We start from the raw sequence: 16,810 nt of genomic DNA, 5'->3' as shown, positions 1-16,810 counted from the left end.
GCGAGTACGCCTACGCAGATTGCGCAGACGCTGTGGACCAATGTGGTGGGCCGGGCGGGTACGCAGGCCGAGCTCAAGCCGCTGCTGGACCTGATGGCGGGGGGGGTGTCGGGCAGTGAGCTGGCGGTGATGGCGGCGAACCTGGAGCTGAACGCTGTGCGGATTGACTTGGTGGGCCTCACGGCCAAGGGGATTGAGTTCGCCTGAGTGTCAGATGGTTCCCGCCAGGGTGAGCCACTGGCGCGCCTGGCCCGCGTGCGGGCTGCATTGCGCGCGCCCGAACCAGGGCCCCCAGCCGTGCAGGATCTTGCGCGAGAACCAGCCCCCTTCGGTGCTGTAGACCTTGATCGAGGCGGCCACGGTGCCCGTCTTGAGGTCCAGGTAGTCCACCTGCTGCATGCTGATGGGAATCAGCCGGCCCGGCACCGTATCGCGCTGCTGGAACACCTCGAGCAGGTCGCGCGGGTGCGCGACCTTGAAGTGCACCTTGATCGCGCTCTCTGGCCGGCACAGCGCCTCGAACTGCCGGGCCCCGGCGATCTCGTCGGCCATGGGGGCCACCAACAGCAGGGGCGTGACGACGAACCACAGCGCCACCCGCCATCCGATGGCCACGGGGATGCGCTTGACCAGCTTGAACACCAACGCCGACGCGACCGCCCCCCAGAACAGGACGACCAGCAAAAACAGAATGGCGGACATGGGCGTGGTGGGGGGAGGAAGGGCTGGACGAATCTACCACCAGCCCCCAGAGCCCTACAGCCCTTCTGTCACCCCACCCGGCCCGGCCGGCGGTGCCGGCTCAGATATCCATTGCCGGCCGGTGCTCCTCTGGCGGCACGAACTTCCACTGCCCCACCAGCAGCGAGAACACGAAGGCCCCCACCGCAAACAGGCCCAGCACGGCCAGCGCCATGCCCCACTCGCCGCCCAGGGCCCCGAAGGCGCTGGCGCGCACGGCCTTGATGGACCACGTGAACGGCAGCCAGGGGCTGATGTCGCGGTAGAAGGCGCTGGTCAGCTCCACCGGCAGCACGCCGCCGGCAGACGACAGCTGCAGCACCATCAGGATCAGGGCGATGGCCTTGCCCACGTCGCCAAAGGCGCGCACCAGGGCCAGGATGACGAGCATGAAGGTCAGCGACGTGACCGCCATGGAAAGCGCCAGCCCCAGGGTGTTGACGGCCTGTATGCCCAGCATGAACCAGACCATGAGCAGCACGCAGGCCGTCTGCACCAGGTTCACGCTCCACAGCACGCCAAGCTTGCCCAGCAGCAGCGACACGCGCGAGTAGCCCGCCGCCTCTTCGGGCAGCCGGCGCAGGTGGAAGATGAAGGCCGTCATCACCGCGCCCAGCCACAGCGCGATGGGAATGAAGTTGGGCGCCAGGCCCATGCCGTTGTTCTTGACCGGCGCATCGATCTCGATCTGCGGCTGGACCGAGATCGCCAGGCCGCTGGCCGTGCCCTCCATCCCCGGGCCGACGGTGGGCAGGGCGGCCTCCAGCGTGTCGAGCCCCAGCACCAGTTGCGAGGAGCCATCCTTCACCTTCAGCAGGCCTGTGCGCAGCTCGCTGGCGGCGCCCGCCAGCGCCTTGCTGCCGTCCACCAGCTGGTCCACCTTGGCATCGGCCGGCACCTTGGCGGCCAGCGTGGATGCGCCGGCCGAATAGGCGGCAAAGCCGTCCGCCATCTGGGCCACGCCTTGCGACAGGGCCTGCGCGCCCTCGGCCAGTTTCGCCTCGCCCTGGCCGGCCTGCTGCAGGCCGCCCCGCAATTGGGTGGCGCCGTCGGCCAACTGCCCGGCGGCGCCCGAGACCTTGTCGCCCACGAAGAGGATGGACTTGGACTCGTCGCGCAACTGCCCTGCCCCATCGGCCAGGCGCTGCGCACCGTCTTCCAGCTGCGGCAGGGCCTGCTTGAGCTCCCCATGCCCGCTGGCCAGTTGTGCGGCGCCGCTCTTGAGGGTCTGCAGATCGGCAGGCTCGGGCTTCTTCGCATCGAGCGTGCGGGCCCCCGCGCCCAGTTGCTTCATGCCATCGCCCAACTGCGCCACGCCGGTGGAGAGATCTGTTGCACCCTTGGCCAACTGGGCCGAGCCGCCCTCGGCCTTGCCCGTGCCACTGTGCAGCGCCGCTGCTCCTTCGCGCAGGCGTGCCACGCCCTCGTGCAGGCGCTGCAGGCTGTCGGCCGCCGAAGAGCTGGCGCCCAGCACCACCTCCCAGCGCTTCTCGTTGAGCGATTCGTTGACCTGGTGGCCCAGTTCTTCGGCAAAGCGCTTGGCAAAGCCGGCGCCAGCGTAGTTGTTGCCCTCGGAGGCAAACACCACCAGCTTGCCCGCCCCCGGCGAGCCCGCCGCCATGGCCCCGGCACTGAAGTCCGCAGGGATGACCAGCGCAAACAGGCTCTTGCCCTGGCGCACGGCGCGCCGCGCCGCATCGGGGTCACCCTCTTCGTAGAAGCCGAACTGCTGCTTGTCCTTCAAGGTCTGCGCCAGGTCCATGCCCAGGTTCACCGCCTGGCCGTTGGCCATGGCACCGCGGTCCAGGTTGACGATGGCGGCCGGCAGGTTGCCGGTGTGGCTGACAGGGTCCCACACCGATTCGAGATAGATGAAAGCGTAGAACGCCGGTATCACCACCACGCCCAGCAGCGACCAGCGCAGCTTGGGAAAGCGGCGAAACAATCGCGCCTCGAGCATCGAGACGCGCAATGCGTTGCTGAACAGGCGCATGGGCGGCGGGGCGGCTTTTGTCGTGTTGTTGTGTTTTGCACGGCAAGGCGAAACAGACCCTTGCGGCGTTGCGCTGCAGGCGTCTGGTGTACCTTGCCGTTATGCCCCGGAGTGTGCCTTGAACTGCGCGGATTCGCAGAGGCTGCGCCGTCGGCGCTACAGCGCAAATGTGTAAAGATTTATGTAGCGGGCGGCCGTGTGGCCAGGCCATTGGCCAGGGCTTCGCAGCTGTGCACCACCGTAGGGCGCTGCTACTTGGCAATCCGTGAGCGCCGCGAAACCGGGAAGGGAACTGCCCCGCATGCTCCAACGGCCCACGATGGGCGGCAGCCGCTTATTTGGCCGATGAAGCGCCCAGGGTTGCGGGAGCACCTGCGGCGCCAGCGGCCCGGATTCTTTCCAGCTGCTTCGCAAACCACTGGGCGCTCGGCTGAACGGTGCCGTTGCACCGGACCTCGTAGGCCCGGCCCGAGGCGCTGCTCGACGAGGCGGCCATCTCGATGAATTTTTCTGCGCTGGGCAACGTGCTTCGCTTTTCGATGTACTCCAGCTTGCGCAGCAGGTGGGTCTTGGCCTCCGCGGCGCCGTGCCAGGAACCGTTGCGCTGGAACTCGCAGTTGGAGGCCTGCAGCGCGGCCAGCAAGGCATCGATCTCGCCGCGCACGGGCGCGGACGCAGGCGCCGCGAGCGAGATGCTTGCAGCCAGGCAGAACCAAAGGCCGATAAAAGTACGTAGCATAGGTATCGCGAGTATTTGGAGAAGCGGGCCCCCAGCTCAATCAATGGCTCGCTCCAGAAATTCGCGCGTAACGCAGAACGAGTGGCCGCTGTAGCGAGCTTGATCTTCCAGATCGACCGTGCCGCCAAAGCCCAGCCAGAAGTACCCGTGGGCGTCGATGTCGGTCACCACGGTGGTCTGGCCGACGAACGCCCGCAGTTCCTGTTGCTCGTCCTGCGGGAGGTCGTGCGCCAGCCAGTCCGGCAGGCCCAGCAACCGCACCCGGTCACCTGCCTGGATTTCAGCCACGGACATCCGCACCGCTCCCGGCCGCGCCTGCGTTTTCAGCCCGGCTCGCCGGGTGAAACGCAGTCAGGCCCGGCAGCCATGATGGACTCAGATCGGTTGCGCGATCAGGTCGTGCCCACGCACCCCCACGATGCGGGCGCGCGTGAAGTCGCCCACCTTCATGGTCTTGCTGATCTTTTCGGGCGGCAGCAGTTGCACCGTGCCGTCGATCTCGGGCGCATCGGCATAGGTGCGGCCCACGCCGCCCTTGCGGCCCAGGCCCGGGGCGGAGTCGACCAGCACCTGCATGGTGGCGCCCACGCGGCGCTGCAGGCGTGCGATGGAGACTTCTTCGGCCACGGCCATGAAGCGGGCGCGGCGCTCTTCGCGCACTTCCATGGGCAACATGCCGGGCAGCTCGTTGGCGGCGGCGCCGTTCACGTCGCTGTAGGCAAAGCAGCCCGCACGGTCGATCTGCGCCTCGCGCACGAAGTCGAGCAGGTGGGCAAACTCTTCTTCGGTCTCGCCAGGGAAGCCGGCGATGAAGGTGCTGCGGATGACCAGTTCGGGGCAGACCTCGCGCCAGCGCTGGATGCGCTCCAGGTTGCGCTCGCCGCTGGCGGGGCGCTTCATGCGCTTCAACACATCGGGGTGGCTGTGCTGCAGCGGCACATCCAGGTAGGGCAGCACGCGGCCGGTGGCCATCAGCGGCAGCACGTCGTCCACGCTCGGGTAGGGGTACACGTAGTGCAGGCGCACCCAGGCGCCGTAGGGCTCGGCGATCTCGCCCAGGGTCTGCACCAGCTCCAGCATGCGCGTCTTCACGGGCTTGCCGTCCCAGAAGCCGGTGCGGTACTTCACGTCCACGCCGTAGGCAGAGGTGTCCTGGCTGATCACCAGCAGCTCCTTCACGCCGCCTGCGAACAAGGCCTTGGCCTCGCTCAGCACGTCGCCGATGGGCCGCGACACCAGGTCGCCGCGCATCGAGGGGATGATGCAGAAGGTGCAGCGGTGGTTGCAGCCCTCGCTGATCTTGAGGTAGGCGTAGTGCTTGGGCGTGAGCTTGATGCCCGCCACGCCGAAGTTGCCCGGCACCAGGTCGATGAAGGGGTCGTGCGGCTTGGGCAGGTTCAGGTGGACGGCGTCCATCACCTCCTGCGTGGCATGCGGGCCGGTCACGGCCAGCACGCTGGGGTGCATCTGGCGCACCATGTTGCCGCCGTCCGCGCCTTCGCGCGCACCCAGGCAGCCGGTAACGATGACCCGGCCATTCTCGGCCAGCGCCTCGCCAATCGTGTCCAGGCTTTCCTTGACGGCATCGTCGATGAAGCCGCAGGTGTTGACGATGACCAGGTCAGCCCCGTGGAAGGTCTTGGAGGTTTCGTAACCCTCGGCGCTCAGCTGCGTCAGGATCAGTTCGGAATCCGTGAGGGCCTTGGGGCAGCCAAGGCTCACAAAGCCGACTTTGGGTGTTTTCGTGGGGGACAGTACTTCGCTCATATCCCCGTATTGTCCCAGTTCCGGGGACAAAGGGGTATGGAGGGGGCTCTCCAGGGGCTGTTAAACACCGTTCCACAGGGGCCGGGGGCCGCCAGCTTGACCAAAAGCCCAGCACCGCTACCCACTTACCTCCACCCGCACGACATGCCCTCGCTCGATGAAGCAGGTGAAATGGCGCCGCGCCGCCACACCCTGCAGGCACTCGAAAGACAGGTCCCAGGGTTTCAGTTCGTCACCGTCGGCGGGGATGGACAGGGCCACCCACTCGAAGGCCTCCCGCCAGTCGGCGGGAAACTGCCGGCGCACGCACTGTTCGTACTCGCCGACCAGCAGGTCCTCCCCTTTGTGGAAGGCCAGGTCGGGGGCCTGGGTGTAGCGCTCGAAAAACGCCACCTGCCCCGGCACGGGCTCGGCCGCGCCCGGGGCCTTGATCGCAAGGGTGATGGGGTGGCCAGCCAACTGGGTCTCGCCATCCCAGTAGGCACCGTGTTTGGCACGGATGAGCAGCAGGTCGCCGAAGACGGGGTGTGCGAGCCTGCGGTCCCCGACCCCAAAAAGGCGTTGCAGAAAGCCAATGGCGACCTCCGCTTTGTTCGTATCAGCGCTTCAGGCCAAAGGCCCCCAGCATCTGCTCCGTCTGCTTTTGCATCTGCTCCTGCATCTGCGTGAGCATGGACTGGGACTGCTCGACGTAGTTGCCCATCATGCCCTTGAGCATGGGCGACTGCAGGTTCATGAACTGGGCCCACATTTCGGGCGTGACGCTCTGGCTTTGCTCGGCCAGTTGGGCCTGCACGTCGGTGAAGGCCTGCACGTTCTTCTCAAGGTAGGCGCCCATGAAGCCCTGCATGGCATGGCCGTAGAAGCGGATGATGTTGGCCAGCACCGCCTCGGTGAACATGGGGGCGCCGCCGGCCTCTTCTTCCAGGATGATCTGCAGCAGGATGCTGCGCGTGAGGTCCTCGCCCGTCTTGGCGTCGCGCACCACCACGGTGTGGTGGGCCATCACCAATTCGCGCACTTCGGACAGCGTGATGTAGGTGGAGGTGTCAGTGTCGTACAGGCGGCGATTGGGGTACTTCTTGATCACGCGCGGTGCAGACTTGCTGGTGGCAGATGCGGCTGCGGTGGCTCCAGCGGGGGCGCTCTTCTTGTCGGGCACTACGGACTCCTCGGGCGCAAGGGCCCATCATGGGTGGTATCTGTCAATCTATTGCAGTGCAACAGATTCTAGGCAGTGCCAGCCCCTGGACCGGCAAAGGAATACCCTGATTCACGAGAGTCGCGCAGTTGACAGCACGGCCCCGTCAAAAAATGGCGCAAGGAGCCCCAAAATGAAAAAGGGGCGAGCACTGTGTGCCGCCCCTTGCCTACCGCGCCTTGAGGCGCGGATCAATGGTAAACGTAGGTCGCGCTGTAGGGCACGGCCAGACCCGACACACGCAGCGTCATCTTGATGGAGCCCGTGCCCGAGATGACATCGAAGGTGCAGACATTGAGCGTCCAGTTGTTGGCCAGCGCGTTTTGCTGGCTCTGGGTGATGGGCAGGCGCAGCGACGCATCGCTGCAGAACTCCTGCTGGCTCAACGGCCGGGTCACATTGACCAGCGTGATGGGGTTCTGCGCCGTGCTCACGGCCGTCACACGCACGTCCAGCAGGTGGCCTGTGGCACCGTTGCCACCAAACGGCGGATTGGTCACCACGCCGCCATAACTGACCAGGCTGAACGAAGGATTGCCCAGGCTCACCTGGGTGAACAGGTCCTTGCCGATGGTCAACTGGGGCAGGTGCAGCAAATTGCCAGTGCTCAGGAACTGGATGTCTTCTCCCACCACAGCGGGGTCATTGGCCTTGAGCAGGCCTACATCCAGCAGCTTGATCACCACACTGAAGTATTTGGCGTTGTCGATCTGCAGCGTGGGCAGGCTCAGAGTGCCGGTGGCGCCATTGAACACCGCCGGATCTGCTGCCTGGGCCCCTGCCATGGCGCTCACGAGAAACGCCGCAACCGCGAGGTTTTTGGGGTTCGGTTTCACGTTTGATCTCTCCTGCGCCCGTACCGGGCCTGTAACCGTTAACGTACATCGTAACCAACTGAGTCGGGCAACAATCTGTGGTGCCCGGCTGGAGGCGTAGCGCATGCACCACACCTCAATGGGTGTATTGTCCGCTGGAGTGGGGCTGCTTGCTGGTGATCAAGGACACATCCCCGTGCAGAACGCGCCTCATTTTTCAGCATCAATGGCCATCATTCGCCTCACCGAATATGACAATAAGTGCCAGCCAGACACATAAGGCGCCTCACCATTGCCAATAGCAGGGCAACGGGGGGCGCAGCCCGCCGCAGGTATAGGCATTGGCTGGCATACGCGGCCCGGGGACAGAAGTACGGTGGTTGCCAGACCACCAATATCCAAGGAGTTCGCCATGCCCGCACCCGCACCCCAGCCCATGCCCCCCATCGACACGCCACCGCTGGAGCAGCCGCCCCAGCCGGCCTGGACACCCGCGCCGCCCCAGGGCGACCCGCCGCCCGGCCCTGCTGAGTCGCCCGTGCAGGACCCACCACCGCATTTTTGAGCGGTGGTACAGAGGTAAAGGTGCCGTTGCTGCACCCTGGTGGCAGCCGCCGAGGGCGCTTGCGTGGCCCGTGGGCGTTGCACCGCCGGGCGCACCTACCCAAGGCCCGCCCGGCCCGGCTTGAGCGGCGTGCAGCAGGCTCGCGCTGAATCCGGAGTCGTTACCGGTTGGGCTGCGGCACCGCTGCGTAGTTGGAGGCGATGGCCTGTACCACGGCGCCGATCAGCACGGCATCCCCCGCTTGGGTGGGCAGCACCTCCTTGACAATCTGCACGGCGTACTGGAGTTGTTCCTTGGCCAGCGCCGCAGACATGGCATTGCCACGTTTTTCATTGGGCGCAGCATCGCGGATTGGCAGGGACATGGGGGGCTTTCGCAAGGGAGGAAAGCACAGAGTATGGACCTCGCCCGATAGCCCTTGCCCCGGCACTGCGTGCCTGACGCAGAAGCTGCGCCTGCAATGGCCTATGGTGCTGAATCGCGTGCGTTTTGCGCCGGGGGCTGTTAGAACGTGTTTACGATCTTGAACAGACTCTGACAAGCAGGGGTAGATATTCCTTGCGCGCCACCGGTGCTGCCCAGACAGCCAGTGCGCGCGCGGCTGCACTTTTGCAACAGGGATGGATGAAAGGACAGGCCTGGCAGGTGTTTTCCTCGCGAACCAGCGCTCCACGGTCTGCCAAAGACCGCTCATCGCTGCGGCTCGAGCCGTGGCGGGTGTTCCTGTTCGTGTTTGCGTTGGCCGGGGTGGCCATCGTCCTGCAGTTGCTGAACGCGCGCCACACGATCCGCGAGGCGGAGGAGGCGCGGCTGCAGGACGTGAGCCGCTATGTGTCGGAGAACCTCACGCGCCAGCTCAAGGGCCTGAACGAGGCGCTGACCCGCATCAGCCGCGACTACCGTGCCACGGCGCTCACCGCGTCCAGCGCCGATGCATCCCGGCAACTGCACCTGCTCACCGACGTGATCCAGGCCGTGCGCGGGCTGGCGGTGCACGACGCCAATGGCACGGCCGTCGCGTCGGATCGCGCGGCCGACGTGGGCCGGGATTTTTTCGCGGCAGAGTTCTTTCGCGGCGTGCACGGCCGGCCCGACCCGCGCGTGCTCTACCTCTCGCGCCCCTCGGCATCGGACGACGAGGGCGTGGCGCTGTACCTGTCCCGGGCCATCTTCGATGCCGAGGGCCATTTCTCGGGCGTGGTCAGCGCCACGCTGGACGATGAGTTCTTCGCCTTCATCATCCGCTCCGCGCTGTTCGCACCCGACATGCGGGCCACGCTGGCGCATGCCGATGGCGAGGTCTTCGTCACCGTGCCCAGCATGGGCACCGAGCGCATGGCCAACCTGGCAAGGCCGGGCTCCGCGTTCGAAGCCCATGTCAAAAGCCAGCGGCAGACCACCGTGTTCGAGGGCCTGGTTCCCGCCACGGGCCGCGAGCGGCTGGTGGTGCTGGCCAGCGTGAAGCCGGTGGGCCTGGGGCTGGACAACACCGTGGTGCTGGCCGTGAGCCGCGAGCGCTCGGAGGTCTACGCCCCCTGGTACGCGCAGGTGCGCATGTACGCCATGCTGTACGCCGCCCTGCTGGTGGCGGCCACCGGCCTGCGCCTGATCGAGCGCCGGCGCCTGCGCAGGCTGCTGGCGCACGAAGAAGCCTCGCAGGCCGCGCTGCAGCTGACGGCGGCCCGCCTGGAGCGCGCGCTCGATGGCGCCCAGCTGGGCCTGTGGGAGCTGCAGGTGGATTCGCGCCAGCTGCGCATCGATGCCCGGGGCGCACGCATGCTGGGCTATGGCGACGCCGAAGTGGCGCGCCCCATCGAAGAGTGGACGGCCACCTTGCACCCGGCCGACCAGGCCGCCAACGCCGCCGCCTTCTACGAGCACCTCAAGGGCGCCAGCCCGGCCTACGAAAACGAGTTCCGCGTGCGGGTGCAAGACCGGTTCGTGTGGCTCTTCAGCCGCGGCAAGGTGACCGAGCGCGCCAAGAGCGGCGCGCCCCTGCGCATCATCGGCACGTTCATGGACATCACGCCGCGCAAGACCAGCGAGGCCGCGCTGGCGGACGCCGTGCTGCTGCAAAAGAAGTCCGGCGAAATCGCCCGCATCGGCGGCTGGACCCGCGACCTCACCACCGGCCAGTCGCAATGGACCGACGAGGTCTACCGCATCCACGACCTCGATCCGGGCGGCGCGCCGGACCTGCCGCGCACCCTCGACTTCTACACCGAGGCGTCGCGCCCCCTCATTGCCACTGCGGTGGACCGATGCCTGCAGGACGGCACGCCCTGGGACCTGGAGCTGCAGATCGTCTCCGCCAAGGGCCGCATGCTGTGGGTACGCACGCAGGGCGAGGCCATCTGGCAGGACGGCGCCATCGTGCGGATCACCGGTGCCTTCCAGGACATCACGGCCCGCAAGCAGGCCGCGCTGGAGCTGGAGCGGCTGAACGCCACGCTGTCCGAGCTGTCCTACCAGGACGCGCTCACCGGCCTGGGCAACCGCCGCCTGTTCGACGACACCCTGCAGGCCGAGTGGGCGCGCAATACCCGGCAGGGCACGGCGCTGTCGCTGCTGATGGTGGACGTGGACTACTTCAAGCGCTTCAACGACCGGCACGGCCACCAGGCGGGCGACGAGTGCCTCAAGCGCGTGGCGGGCGTGCTGCGCGAGGCCCTGTGGCGATCACACGAGCGCGCCATGCGCTATGGCGGCGAGGAGTTCGCCATCCTGCTGCCCGAAACCACGCGCGAAGGCGCCCGCCTGGTGGCCCAGCGGGTGCTGGACGCGGTGGCCGCCGCGCGCATCGCGCACGGCGCCTCTCCCCTGGGGGCCTGGGTCACGTTGAGCATCGGCGTGGCGTGCATTGCGCCATCGATGGAGGCCAAGCCCGCCTCCCTCACCCGGCGGGCGGACATGGCGCTCTACCAGGCCAAGGCACAGGGGCGTGCGGGGCTGGTCGTGGAAGACATGCCCCCTTGAAGGAGCGCAGGCCCTTACCTGCCGGCGCCGCCATCGAGCAAGGCGCGCACCCTGCGCGCCATGTCATCCACCTCGAAGGGCTTGGTGAGGATCTCCCTGCCGGGCGAGGCAAAGGGCTGCGAGGCTGACACCTTCTCGGCATAGCCCGTCATGAACAGGATCTTCAGGTCCGGCCGCTCGGCGCTGGCCGCCTCGGCCACCTGGCGGCCGTTGAGCCCCGGCAGGCCGACGTCGGTGATGAGCAGGTCGATGCGGCGCTGCGGCACACGCAGTTGGTGCAGCCCCGAGGGGCCGTCGTGCGCCTCCAGCACCTGGTAGCCCAGGTCGCGCAGCACCTCGGCCACCAGCTCGCGCACCAGGGTTTCGTCCTCCACCACCAGGATCACCTCGCCCTTGCCCGCCGCCGTGGCTGCGGGGGCCGGCGGCGCGTGCGCGGGGCCGTCCTCGGCGTTGAAGTGGGCCGGCAGGTAGATCCTGACGGTGGTGCCCTGCCCATACTCGCTGAAAATGCGGGCATGGCCTTCGGATTGGCGGGTGAAACCGTAGTTCATCGACAGCCCCAGGCCCGAGCCCTCGCCCACCGCCTTGGTGGTGAAGAAGGGCTCGAAGGCATGCGCCAGGGTCTCTGCGGTCATGCCCGTGCCCGTGTCGCTCACGGCGATGCACACATACGGGCCGGGCTGCACGCCGTGCAGGGCTGCGGCGTAGGCCGTGCAGGGCTGCGGCGTAGGCCGCATCGAGCTCGGCGTTGTGCGTTTCAATGGTCAGCCGGCCGCCACCCGGCATGGCGTCGCGGGCGTTGATGGCCAGGTTGAGGATGGCGCTTTCCAACTGGTTCTCGTCGCACAGCGTGGTCCACAGATCGGGCGCCAGCTGCAGCGACAGCTCCACCTTCTCGCCGATGGTCTGGCGCAGCAGGTCCTGCATGGACAGCACCAGCGGATTGGCGCGCACGGCCTTGGGGCTGAGCGGCTGGCGCCGCGAGAAGGCCAGCAGCCGGTGCGTAAGCCCCGCCGCGCGCGAGGTGGACGCCAGGGCCCGCGTGACATAGGTATCGAGGTCGGCCGCCGTGCTCTGCACCCCTTGCCCCAGCCGCTTGCGCAGCACCTGCAGGTTGCCCATGATGCCCTGCAGCAGGTTGTTGAAGTCGTGCGCGATGCCGCCGGTGAGCTGGCCCACCGCCTCCATCTTCTGCGCCTGGCGCAGCGCGTCCTCGTGCAGGCGCAGCTGCTGGCTGCGCTCGGCCACCTGCGACTCCAGCGTGGCGTTGAGCGTCTGCAGCGCCACCTCGGCCTTGCGGCGCTCTTCGATCTCGCGCTGGGCAGCCTCGAACAGGCGGGCGTTGTCGATGGCAATGGCCGCCTCGGCCGCCAGCAGGGCCACCGAGCGCTCCGAGCGCTCGGTGAACACGCCCGGCTGCGCGTGGCCGAAGAACAGGCCACCGATCACATGGCGGGCCCGGTCGACCACCGGCACCGCCAGGTAGCTGGTCAACGCCAGGTGGCCCCGGGGCATGCCGTGCCAGGGCGCGCTCTTGCCGTAGCGCGGGTCCTGGGTGATGTCGTCCGAGCGCACGATGCCCTCGCCCGCAAACGTGGGGCCGAAGATGGCCGTGTTGCGCGGCATGGGAAAGCCTTCGAACGCGGCGCGCGGCGCGCCCGACAGGGTGTACAGCGTGTAGCTCTCGCCCGCAGCGTCCACCAGGTTGTAGAAGAACGCGCCGAACTGTGCGCCGGTCACTTCCACGCCCGCGTCGGTGACGGCCTGTACCACCAGGGCCAGGTCGTTCTCGCGCGCCAGCGTGGCGGCGGCGCGGTTGAGGATTTCGAGCGTGCGCTTTTCCTCACGCAGCGCGTCCTCCGACACCTTCCACTGCGTACGGTCGCGCAGCACCTTCACAAAGGCCACGGGCGCTGCGGCGGGGTCGGTCACCGGAGTGAGCTCGCCCACCGCCCAGAAACGCGAGCCATCGGCGCGCATGCGCCATCCCTCGTGGCCGCCACGGCCTTTGGACTGGGCGTCGGCCATTTCCTCGGTCACGCGCGCCTGGGGGTTCGTCTCTTCGGGAAAGATGCGCAGCAGGGTCTGGTCGAGCATCTCTTGCTCGGACCAGCCCAGCAGCCGCACGGCGCCGGGGTTCCAGCTGAGCACGGCGCCCCGGCTGTCCAGCGCGATGATGGCCGTGTCGGTGGCGCTGTTGATGACGGTCGACAACGCGGCTGCGCTCAGTGGCATGGGGTGCGGTTTCTTATATTGGCATATTCGCCCGCGACCTCACGCCCAGCAAATATCGGGAGCGCTCGCGGGACAGGAATCGCCACTTTACATTCTTGGCCGGGTTTGAACCACCCGGGTGTTCATGGATGTCTACACGGAACGGGGCCGGCCTTGCGGGCGCACACGGTCAGGCTTGGGGGTCGGGCAAGGCCATGCAGTGGTCAAAGAAGGCATCCAGTTCCGTAGATTTGTCGAACACGGCATCGGCCCCCTGGGCCAGGCAGCGGCGGCGCATGTCGGGCGTGGCGTAGTTGGACAGCACAAACACATGCTGGCCGGGATTGCGCTGGCGCACGGCCTGCAGCACCTCCAGGCCCGAGCCGGCGGCCAGAAACAGGTCCACCACCATCAGGTGCCATTGCCCGCGCCAGCGCTCCACCGCCTGCCGGGCACCCGAGGCAGTGGTGGCAATGGCAACAATGCGGGCATTGGCCAACTCCTCCAATGCCGGAACCAGGGTCTCACTGATGGTTTTGTTGTCTTCGACGAGAATGGTGATGAAAGGCATCGTGGAACGTGCCGGTTACACCGGTTATTGGGAAGCTGCCTACAATCTAAGCGCGTACATGGCCACAGCCTGTAGGCCGTTACCCCGCATGCACACGATTGTGTGATTTTTCCCCCATTGAGCCGAGCCCCCACCATGCCCAGCGAGTCGAAACCGTCCCAGGCATCCGAGATCGCAGATGTCCTGAACCAGAACATCGAAGCGGCCGAGCAGATCAAGGCCACGGCCAGCGAGCTCAACGTGGTGCACGCCGTGCTGTCCACGCAAATCCCCACCGAAGCGCTGGAGGGCGACCTGCAGGCCGCCGTGGAGCGCACCGACGAGCTGGAGCAGCAGCTCAGCGAGACGGCCGAAGCGCTCGAAAAATCCAACGACCTGCTGCGCGAGATCGACGCCAAGCAAAGCGCTGCGGCCACGAAAAAATAGCCGGCCCCGTGGCTCCTCCTGCCATGGGCTGGCCGGTGCGGCGGCATCGTCCTACAGCGGCCAGGCCACTGCGTCAGCACACTGGGCTTTTTGCAGCGGAGGCCCCATGGCCACACAGCCCCCATCGTCCGACGGCAAACCCCGCAAGGACCCCGACCGCCCTACCCCGGCCTTCACCGAGACCGATGCCCAGGCTGGCAAACGCAAGCCTGCAGACACAGCGCCCGAGCGCGGGGACACGACGCCATCGGCTCCGGCACCCCATCCACCCGAATCGGATGTGGACCCTGAAACCCCGGCAAGCATCAATTCACCATGACAGCAAGTGGTTGGCAGAGCTTGGTGCCGGCGAACGCTACCGCGTGACAATCAGGAGCAGGGGTCACAATGGCGTCAGCGCCTCTGGCAAGCACGACTCCTCATGCCCCACCAAGCGGATCCACATGCCGCTTTTGCGGATGATGACGTAATCGACGGTGACGACACGGCCTTTGTAGAGAAATCGGGAACCGGGCTTGTACAGAACCATGGAAGCAGAAAGAGGGCGGGTGGCAGGCAGCAGGCGCCTGCAAGAAGCAGGCCTTGGATGGTGCCTGTGCATGCGCCATGGGGTTGTGACACCCGCGAAAGACCTGCCGCTCTACTGGGCTGCTACTTGACGCGCGGGCGCCCGCGCCATCCCGTCGCGCATCCATTGCGATGCGCGCCACCTGCGACGCATGCAACCGGCGCGGCCAAGGCCAGTGCCCCCGCGCAAGGGCCGCCCCGCCGCGCTGGGGACGTCCCCCTCCCGACTCGCGCAGCGGGTCGAGAGAGGGGTGAAGGCGCGAAGCGACTCAGGGGGTGTTTCAGTTCAGTGCTCGCCCACCACCGCGTGTGGGGCAGACGCGTCCACGGTGGGCGCGGCCTGCACGGAAACGAACTGCGTGGCAGCCGGCAACTGGCTGGCCAGGGCCGCCTTGATCTCTGGCGCTGCCATCTTGAACGCCACCACGCACGACACCACCAGCACTGCAATGACCGCAGAGATGCCGAACACCCGCGAATCACCCGCACTGTCGGCGCCCTGCAGCATGCCGTAATTGCCCGATGTGTTGCTCATGGTTTTCATGTGGTTGCTCCTGGCTGTGTGTTGCAGTGAAGTTAACGGCCAGCGGGCGCCCGGGCTGTCGGACAAATGCCATTCCTGAGTGTCGAAAACCCGCCCTCCTCCGCCCTCCGCGCGAGCCCCTTGGCGCCATGAAAAAAGCCGCCTGGGAAGGCGGCTTCGGGGGCACCAATGCAAGGCCGGGTCACATCCGGTTCCACGGCCACTCGCCGCACTTGGCTTGCGACACCGTCACATTCGCCAGGCGGCGCATGGCGGTGTCGTCGTAGATGTAGCTCAGGCGCACACCGGCCTGCAGGTCGGGCGCCACATGCGGGTCGCGGCACAGCGTGCCCAGCAGCTCGCGCTCCACCACGGCCTCGAAATCCGGCCGCACGCCCGCCGGGCTGACCAGGAACTTCACCGTCACGTGCCGGCCCGCGTGCGTGGCCGAGGTGGTCAGAATGCGCTCGTCGCGCCGCTCGCGTGCGTCCGAGTTGTACTCCTCGGCCAGGCGCTTGGCCCGCGCCTCGGCGGTCAGGCGTGCGCCCTTCTCCGTGGGCGCCTTGCCCATGAGGTAGTTTTCATCGCACACCCGCAGCGCGATGTGGATGCCCGTGGGCGTGGGCTTTTCAGTGGCGTTCTCCACACAGCGGTCGTACTGCGCGCGCGCCCTGGGGCCCAGATCCTCGCGCGAGCGCTGGGGGTAGTCCTGCGCCATGGCGGCAGATGCACAAAGCAGCATGGCGCCGAGCGCCGCGCCGCGTGCCAGTGGTGGCATGGTCTTCATGGTCGATTTCCCCCGGATTTTTGTAAGTTCATGCATGGGTGCGGGCACTCCAGCGAGCATGCAGTGTGCTCGCCGGCCGCACCCGCGGCAAGCTGCGTTGCGCTCGGTAACCAGTGCAATGTCGGGGCCCCGCCCCGTAGCGCTGCAGAGGCTGCGTCAGCCTGCGGCAAACGCCACCACCGCCACCAGCAGCATTACCGCAGCGGCTGCCAGCCACATCACGCGCGGGCTGTACTGGCCGAACTCCAGTTCCGCATCGTCTGCCAAGCCGGCATCGGCAAAGGACATCTGGCGCTGGAATGGTTTGCTGGTGCTCATGGTGCTCTCCCGGTGGTAGATGTATGCAAAGGTAGCTGGCAAGCCCAGCCGTCCGTGTCAGACAAGTTCCCATCCTCGCAGCAGATAGGGCCGGTAGCGTTTTTGAAAATGACTGGGGTGTGCAAAACTGCACGAAGAGATCGCTCAAAACTGAGGGGTTACGCTGCCGCTGCCTTGTGGCGGCCCGTTGGTCCGAGGAAAGGGGTCCTTGTCCCACGTCCCCACAGCGGCATGCCTTGCAGGCGCGCGGCCACCATTGCGCCACCATGGTGGATGACCTACTCCTCCCCTGTTGACCGTCAGCAGGCCCTGGCCACCTGGGCCATGGCCCTGGAAGCCTTCCACCAGGAAATGCACCGCGTGCTGCGCGGCGGCCAGCGCGACCGCGCCCGGTCAGTGGCGCTCAAGCGGGCGCTCGATGCGGCCCGCGCCGAGGTGGATGGGTTGGCCCCTTGAACGAGACGGGGCGGTAAGCACGGCGGTGCTTTCACCCGCGGACACCCTCCACTAAGAGCGGATAACAAAACTCAGCGAAGCGGTTCTGGCTAGGAGCGTGCGCGGCAGAAGGCATCGAAGCGAAACGTCCGAAAACCGAGGATCGCTGGGG

20 protein-coding genes and 2 pseudogenes are annotated in these 16,810 nt (G+C 67.0%); 6 read left to right on the top strand and 16 right to left on the bottom strand.

Going from position 1 to position 16,810, the window contains the following annotated elements; all coding sequences use genetic code 11:
- Positions 1 to 207, top strand: a pseudogene (locus ASE31_RS32140) (hypothetical protein); the annotation flags it as partial.
- 3 nt (positions 208 to 210) lie between these two features.
- On the opposite strand, the gene ASE31_RS23390 reads toward ASE31_RS32140, so the two are convergent.
- The 8 genes from ASE31_RS23390 to ASE31_RS23355 form a co-directional block, all read right to left on the bottom strand.
- A complete protein-coding gene (locus tag ASE31_RS23390; protein ID WP_057204213.1) occupies positions 211 to 702 on the bottom strand; it encodes a hypothetical protein in 492 nt (163 codons plus the stop codon).
- 100 nt (positions 703 to 802) lie between these two features.
- Entirely contained in the window at positions 803 to 2,734 is a 1,932-nt protein-coding gene (locus ASE31_RS23385; RefSeq protein WP_057204212.1) for a YhgE/Pip domain-containing protein, read from the bottom strand.
- A 334-nt stretch (positions 2,735 to 3,068) separates the two neighbouring features.
- Entirely contained in the window at positions 3,069 to 3,473 is a 405-nt protein-coding gene (locus ASE31_RS23380; RefSeq protein ID WP_057204211.1) for a DUF5329 family protein, read from the bottom strand.
- Positions 3,474 to 3,509: 36 nt separating this feature from the next.
- On the bottom strand, positions 3,510 to 3,761 hold the full coding sequence (locus tag ASE31_RS23375; protein WP_157412625.1) for a hypothetical protein: 252 nt from the start codon (positions 3,759 to 3,761) through the stop codon (positions 3,510 to 3,512).
- A gap of 87 nt (positions 3,762 to 3,848) precedes the next feature.
- Positions 3,849 to 5,240 (bottom strand): 30S ribosomal protein S12 methylthiotransferase RimO, encoded by a 1,392-nt coding sequence (rimO, locus tag ASE31_RS23370; protein ID WP_057204209.1) that lies wholly within the window; start codon positions 5,238 to 5,240, stop codon positions 3,849 to 3,851.
- 117 nt (positions 5,241 to 5,357) lie between these two features.
- Positions 5,358 to 5,699, bottom strand: coding sequence for a hypothetical protein (locus ASE31_RS23365; protein WP_057204208.1), 342 nt, complete (start codon positions 5,697 to 5,699; stop codon positions 5,358 to 5,360).
- A gap of 139 nt (positions 5,700 to 5,838) precedes the next feature.
- Positions 5,839 to 6,402 carry a polyhydroxyalkanoate synthesis repressor PhaR gene (gene phaR, locus ASE31_RS23360; protein WP_057204207.1) on the bottom strand — a complete coding sequence of 188 codons (564 nt, stop codon included), beginning with the start codon at positions 6,400 to 6,402 and terminating at the stop codon, positions 5,839 to 5,841.
- Positions 6,403 to 6,632: 230 nt separating this feature from the next.
- Positions 6,633 to 7,277, bottom strand: a complete 645-nt coding sequence (locus ASE31_RS23355) for a hypothetical protein (protein WP_057204206.1) — start codon at positions 7,275 to 7,277, stop codon at positions 6,633 to 6,635.
- A gap of 391 nt (positions 7,278 to 7,668) precedes the next feature.
- Between ASE31_RS23355 and ASE31_RS32300 the strand changes: the two genes are divergently transcribed.
- A complete protein-coding gene (locus ASE31_RS32300) occupies positions 7,669 to 7,821 on the top strand; it encodes a hypothetical protein (RefSeq protein ID WP_157421840.1) in 153 nt (50 codons plus the stop codon).
- Positions 7,822 to 7,981: 160 nt separating this feature from the next.
- On the opposite strand, the gene ASE31_RS23350 is transcribed toward ASE31_RS32300, so the two are convergent.
- The gene (locus ASE31_RS23350) at positions 7,982 to 8,185 is read right to left on the bottom strand and encodes a hypothetical protein (protein WP_057204205.1); all 204 of its coding nucleotides are present in this window, start codon (positions 8,183 to 8,185) and stop codon (positions 7,982 to 7,984) included.
- Positions 8,186 to 8,445: 260 nt separating this feature from the next.
- On the opposite strand from ASE31_RS23350, the gene ASE31_RS23345 reads away from it, so the two are divergent.
- Entirely contained in the window at positions 8,446 to 10,797 is a 2,352-nt protein-coding gene (locus ASE31_RS23345) for a GGDEF domain-containing protein (RefSeq protein WP_157412624.1), read from the top strand.
- A gap of 14 nt (positions 10,798 to 10,811) precedes the next feature.
- Here ASE31_RS23345 and ASE31_RS32770 read toward each other — a convergent pair whose 3' ends face one another.
- From ASE31_RS32770 to ASE31_RS23320, 3 genes and pseudogenes are all read right to left on the bottom strand, one after another.
- Positions 10,812 to 11,432 (bottom strand): response regulator, encoded by a 621-nt coding sequence (locus ASE31_RS32770; RefSeq protein ID WP_235514739.1) that lies wholly within the window; start codon positions 11,430 to 11,432, stop codon positions 10,812 to 10,814.
- A 397-nt stretch (positions 11,433 to 11,829) separates the two neighbouring features.
- Positions 11,830 to 13,032, bottom strand: a pseudogene (locus tag ASE31_RS32765) (GAF domain-containing protein); the annotation flags it as partial.
- A 169-nt stretch (positions 13,033 to 13,201) separates the two neighbouring features.
- Complete coding sequence (locus tag ASE31_RS23320) at positions 13,202 to 13,582, bottom strand: response regulator (protein WP_057204199.1); 381 nt, start codon at positions 13,580 to 13,582, stop codon at positions 13,202 to 13,204.
- 135 nt (positions 13,583 to 13,717) lie between these two features.
- On the opposite strand from ASE31_RS23320, the gene ASE31_RS23315 reads away from it, so the two are divergent.
- Complete coding sequence (locus tag ASE31_RS23315) at positions 13,718 to 14,008, top strand: hypothetical protein (protein WP_057204198.1); 291 nt, start codon at positions 13,718 to 13,720, stop codon at positions 14,006 to 14,008.
- 106 nt (positions 14,009 to 14,114) lie between these two features.
- Entirely contained in the window at positions 14,115 to 14,327 is a 213-nt protein-coding gene (locus tag ASE31_RS31880) for a hypothetical protein (RefSeq protein ID WP_157412623.1), read from the top strand.
- A 63-nt stretch (positions 14,328 to 14,390) separates the two neighbouring features.
- On the opposite strand, the gene ASE31_RS32295 is transcribed toward ASE31_RS31880, so the two are convergent.
- The 4 genes from ASE31_RS32295 to ASE31_RS31875 form a co-directional block, all read right to left on the bottom strand.
- Entirely contained in the window at positions 14,391 to 14,537 is a 147-nt protein-coding gene (locus tag ASE31_RS32295; protein WP_164470692.1) for a hypothetical protein, read from the bottom strand.
- A gap of 324 nt (positions 14,538 to 14,861) precedes the next feature.
- Positions 14,862 to 15,119, bottom strand: coding sequence for a hypothetical protein (locus ASE31_RS23310; RefSeq protein WP_057204197.1), 258 nt, complete (start codon positions 15,117 to 15,119; stop codon positions 14,862 to 14,864).
- Positions 15,120 to 15,300: 181 nt separating this feature from the next.
- Positions 15,301 to 15,885, bottom strand: a complete 585-nt coding sequence (locus tag ASE31_RS23305; protein WP_057204196.1) for a hypothetical protein — start codon at positions 15,883 to 15,885, stop codon at positions 15,301 to 15,303.
- Between the two features lie 156 nt (positions 15,886 to 16,041).
- Complete coding sequence (locus ASE31_RS31875) at positions 16,042 to 16,203, bottom strand: hypothetical protein (protein WP_157412621.1); 162 nt, start codon at positions 16,201 to 16,203, stop codon at positions 16,042 to 16,044.
- Positions 16,204 to 16,476: 273 nt separating this feature from the next.
- On the opposite strand from ASE31_RS31875, the gene ASE31_RS23300 reads away from it, so the two are divergent.
- The gene (locus ASE31_RS23300; RefSeq protein ID WP_057204195.1) at positions 16,477 to 16,659 is read left to right on the top strand and encodes a hypothetical protein; all 183 of its coding nucleotides are present in this window, start codon (positions 16,477 to 16,479) and stop codon (positions 16,657 to 16,659) included.
- Positions 16,660 to 16,810 lie beyond the last annotated feature (151 nt).

Source organism: Acidovorax sp. Root217 (assembly GCF_001428645.1).
Lineage (GTDB): Bacteria > Pseudomonadota > Gammaproteobacteria > Burkholderiales > Burkholderiaceae_C > Acidovorax.
Note: the sequence above shows the minus strand (reverse complement) of the source record. Positions and strands in the feature narration are given on the sequence as shown.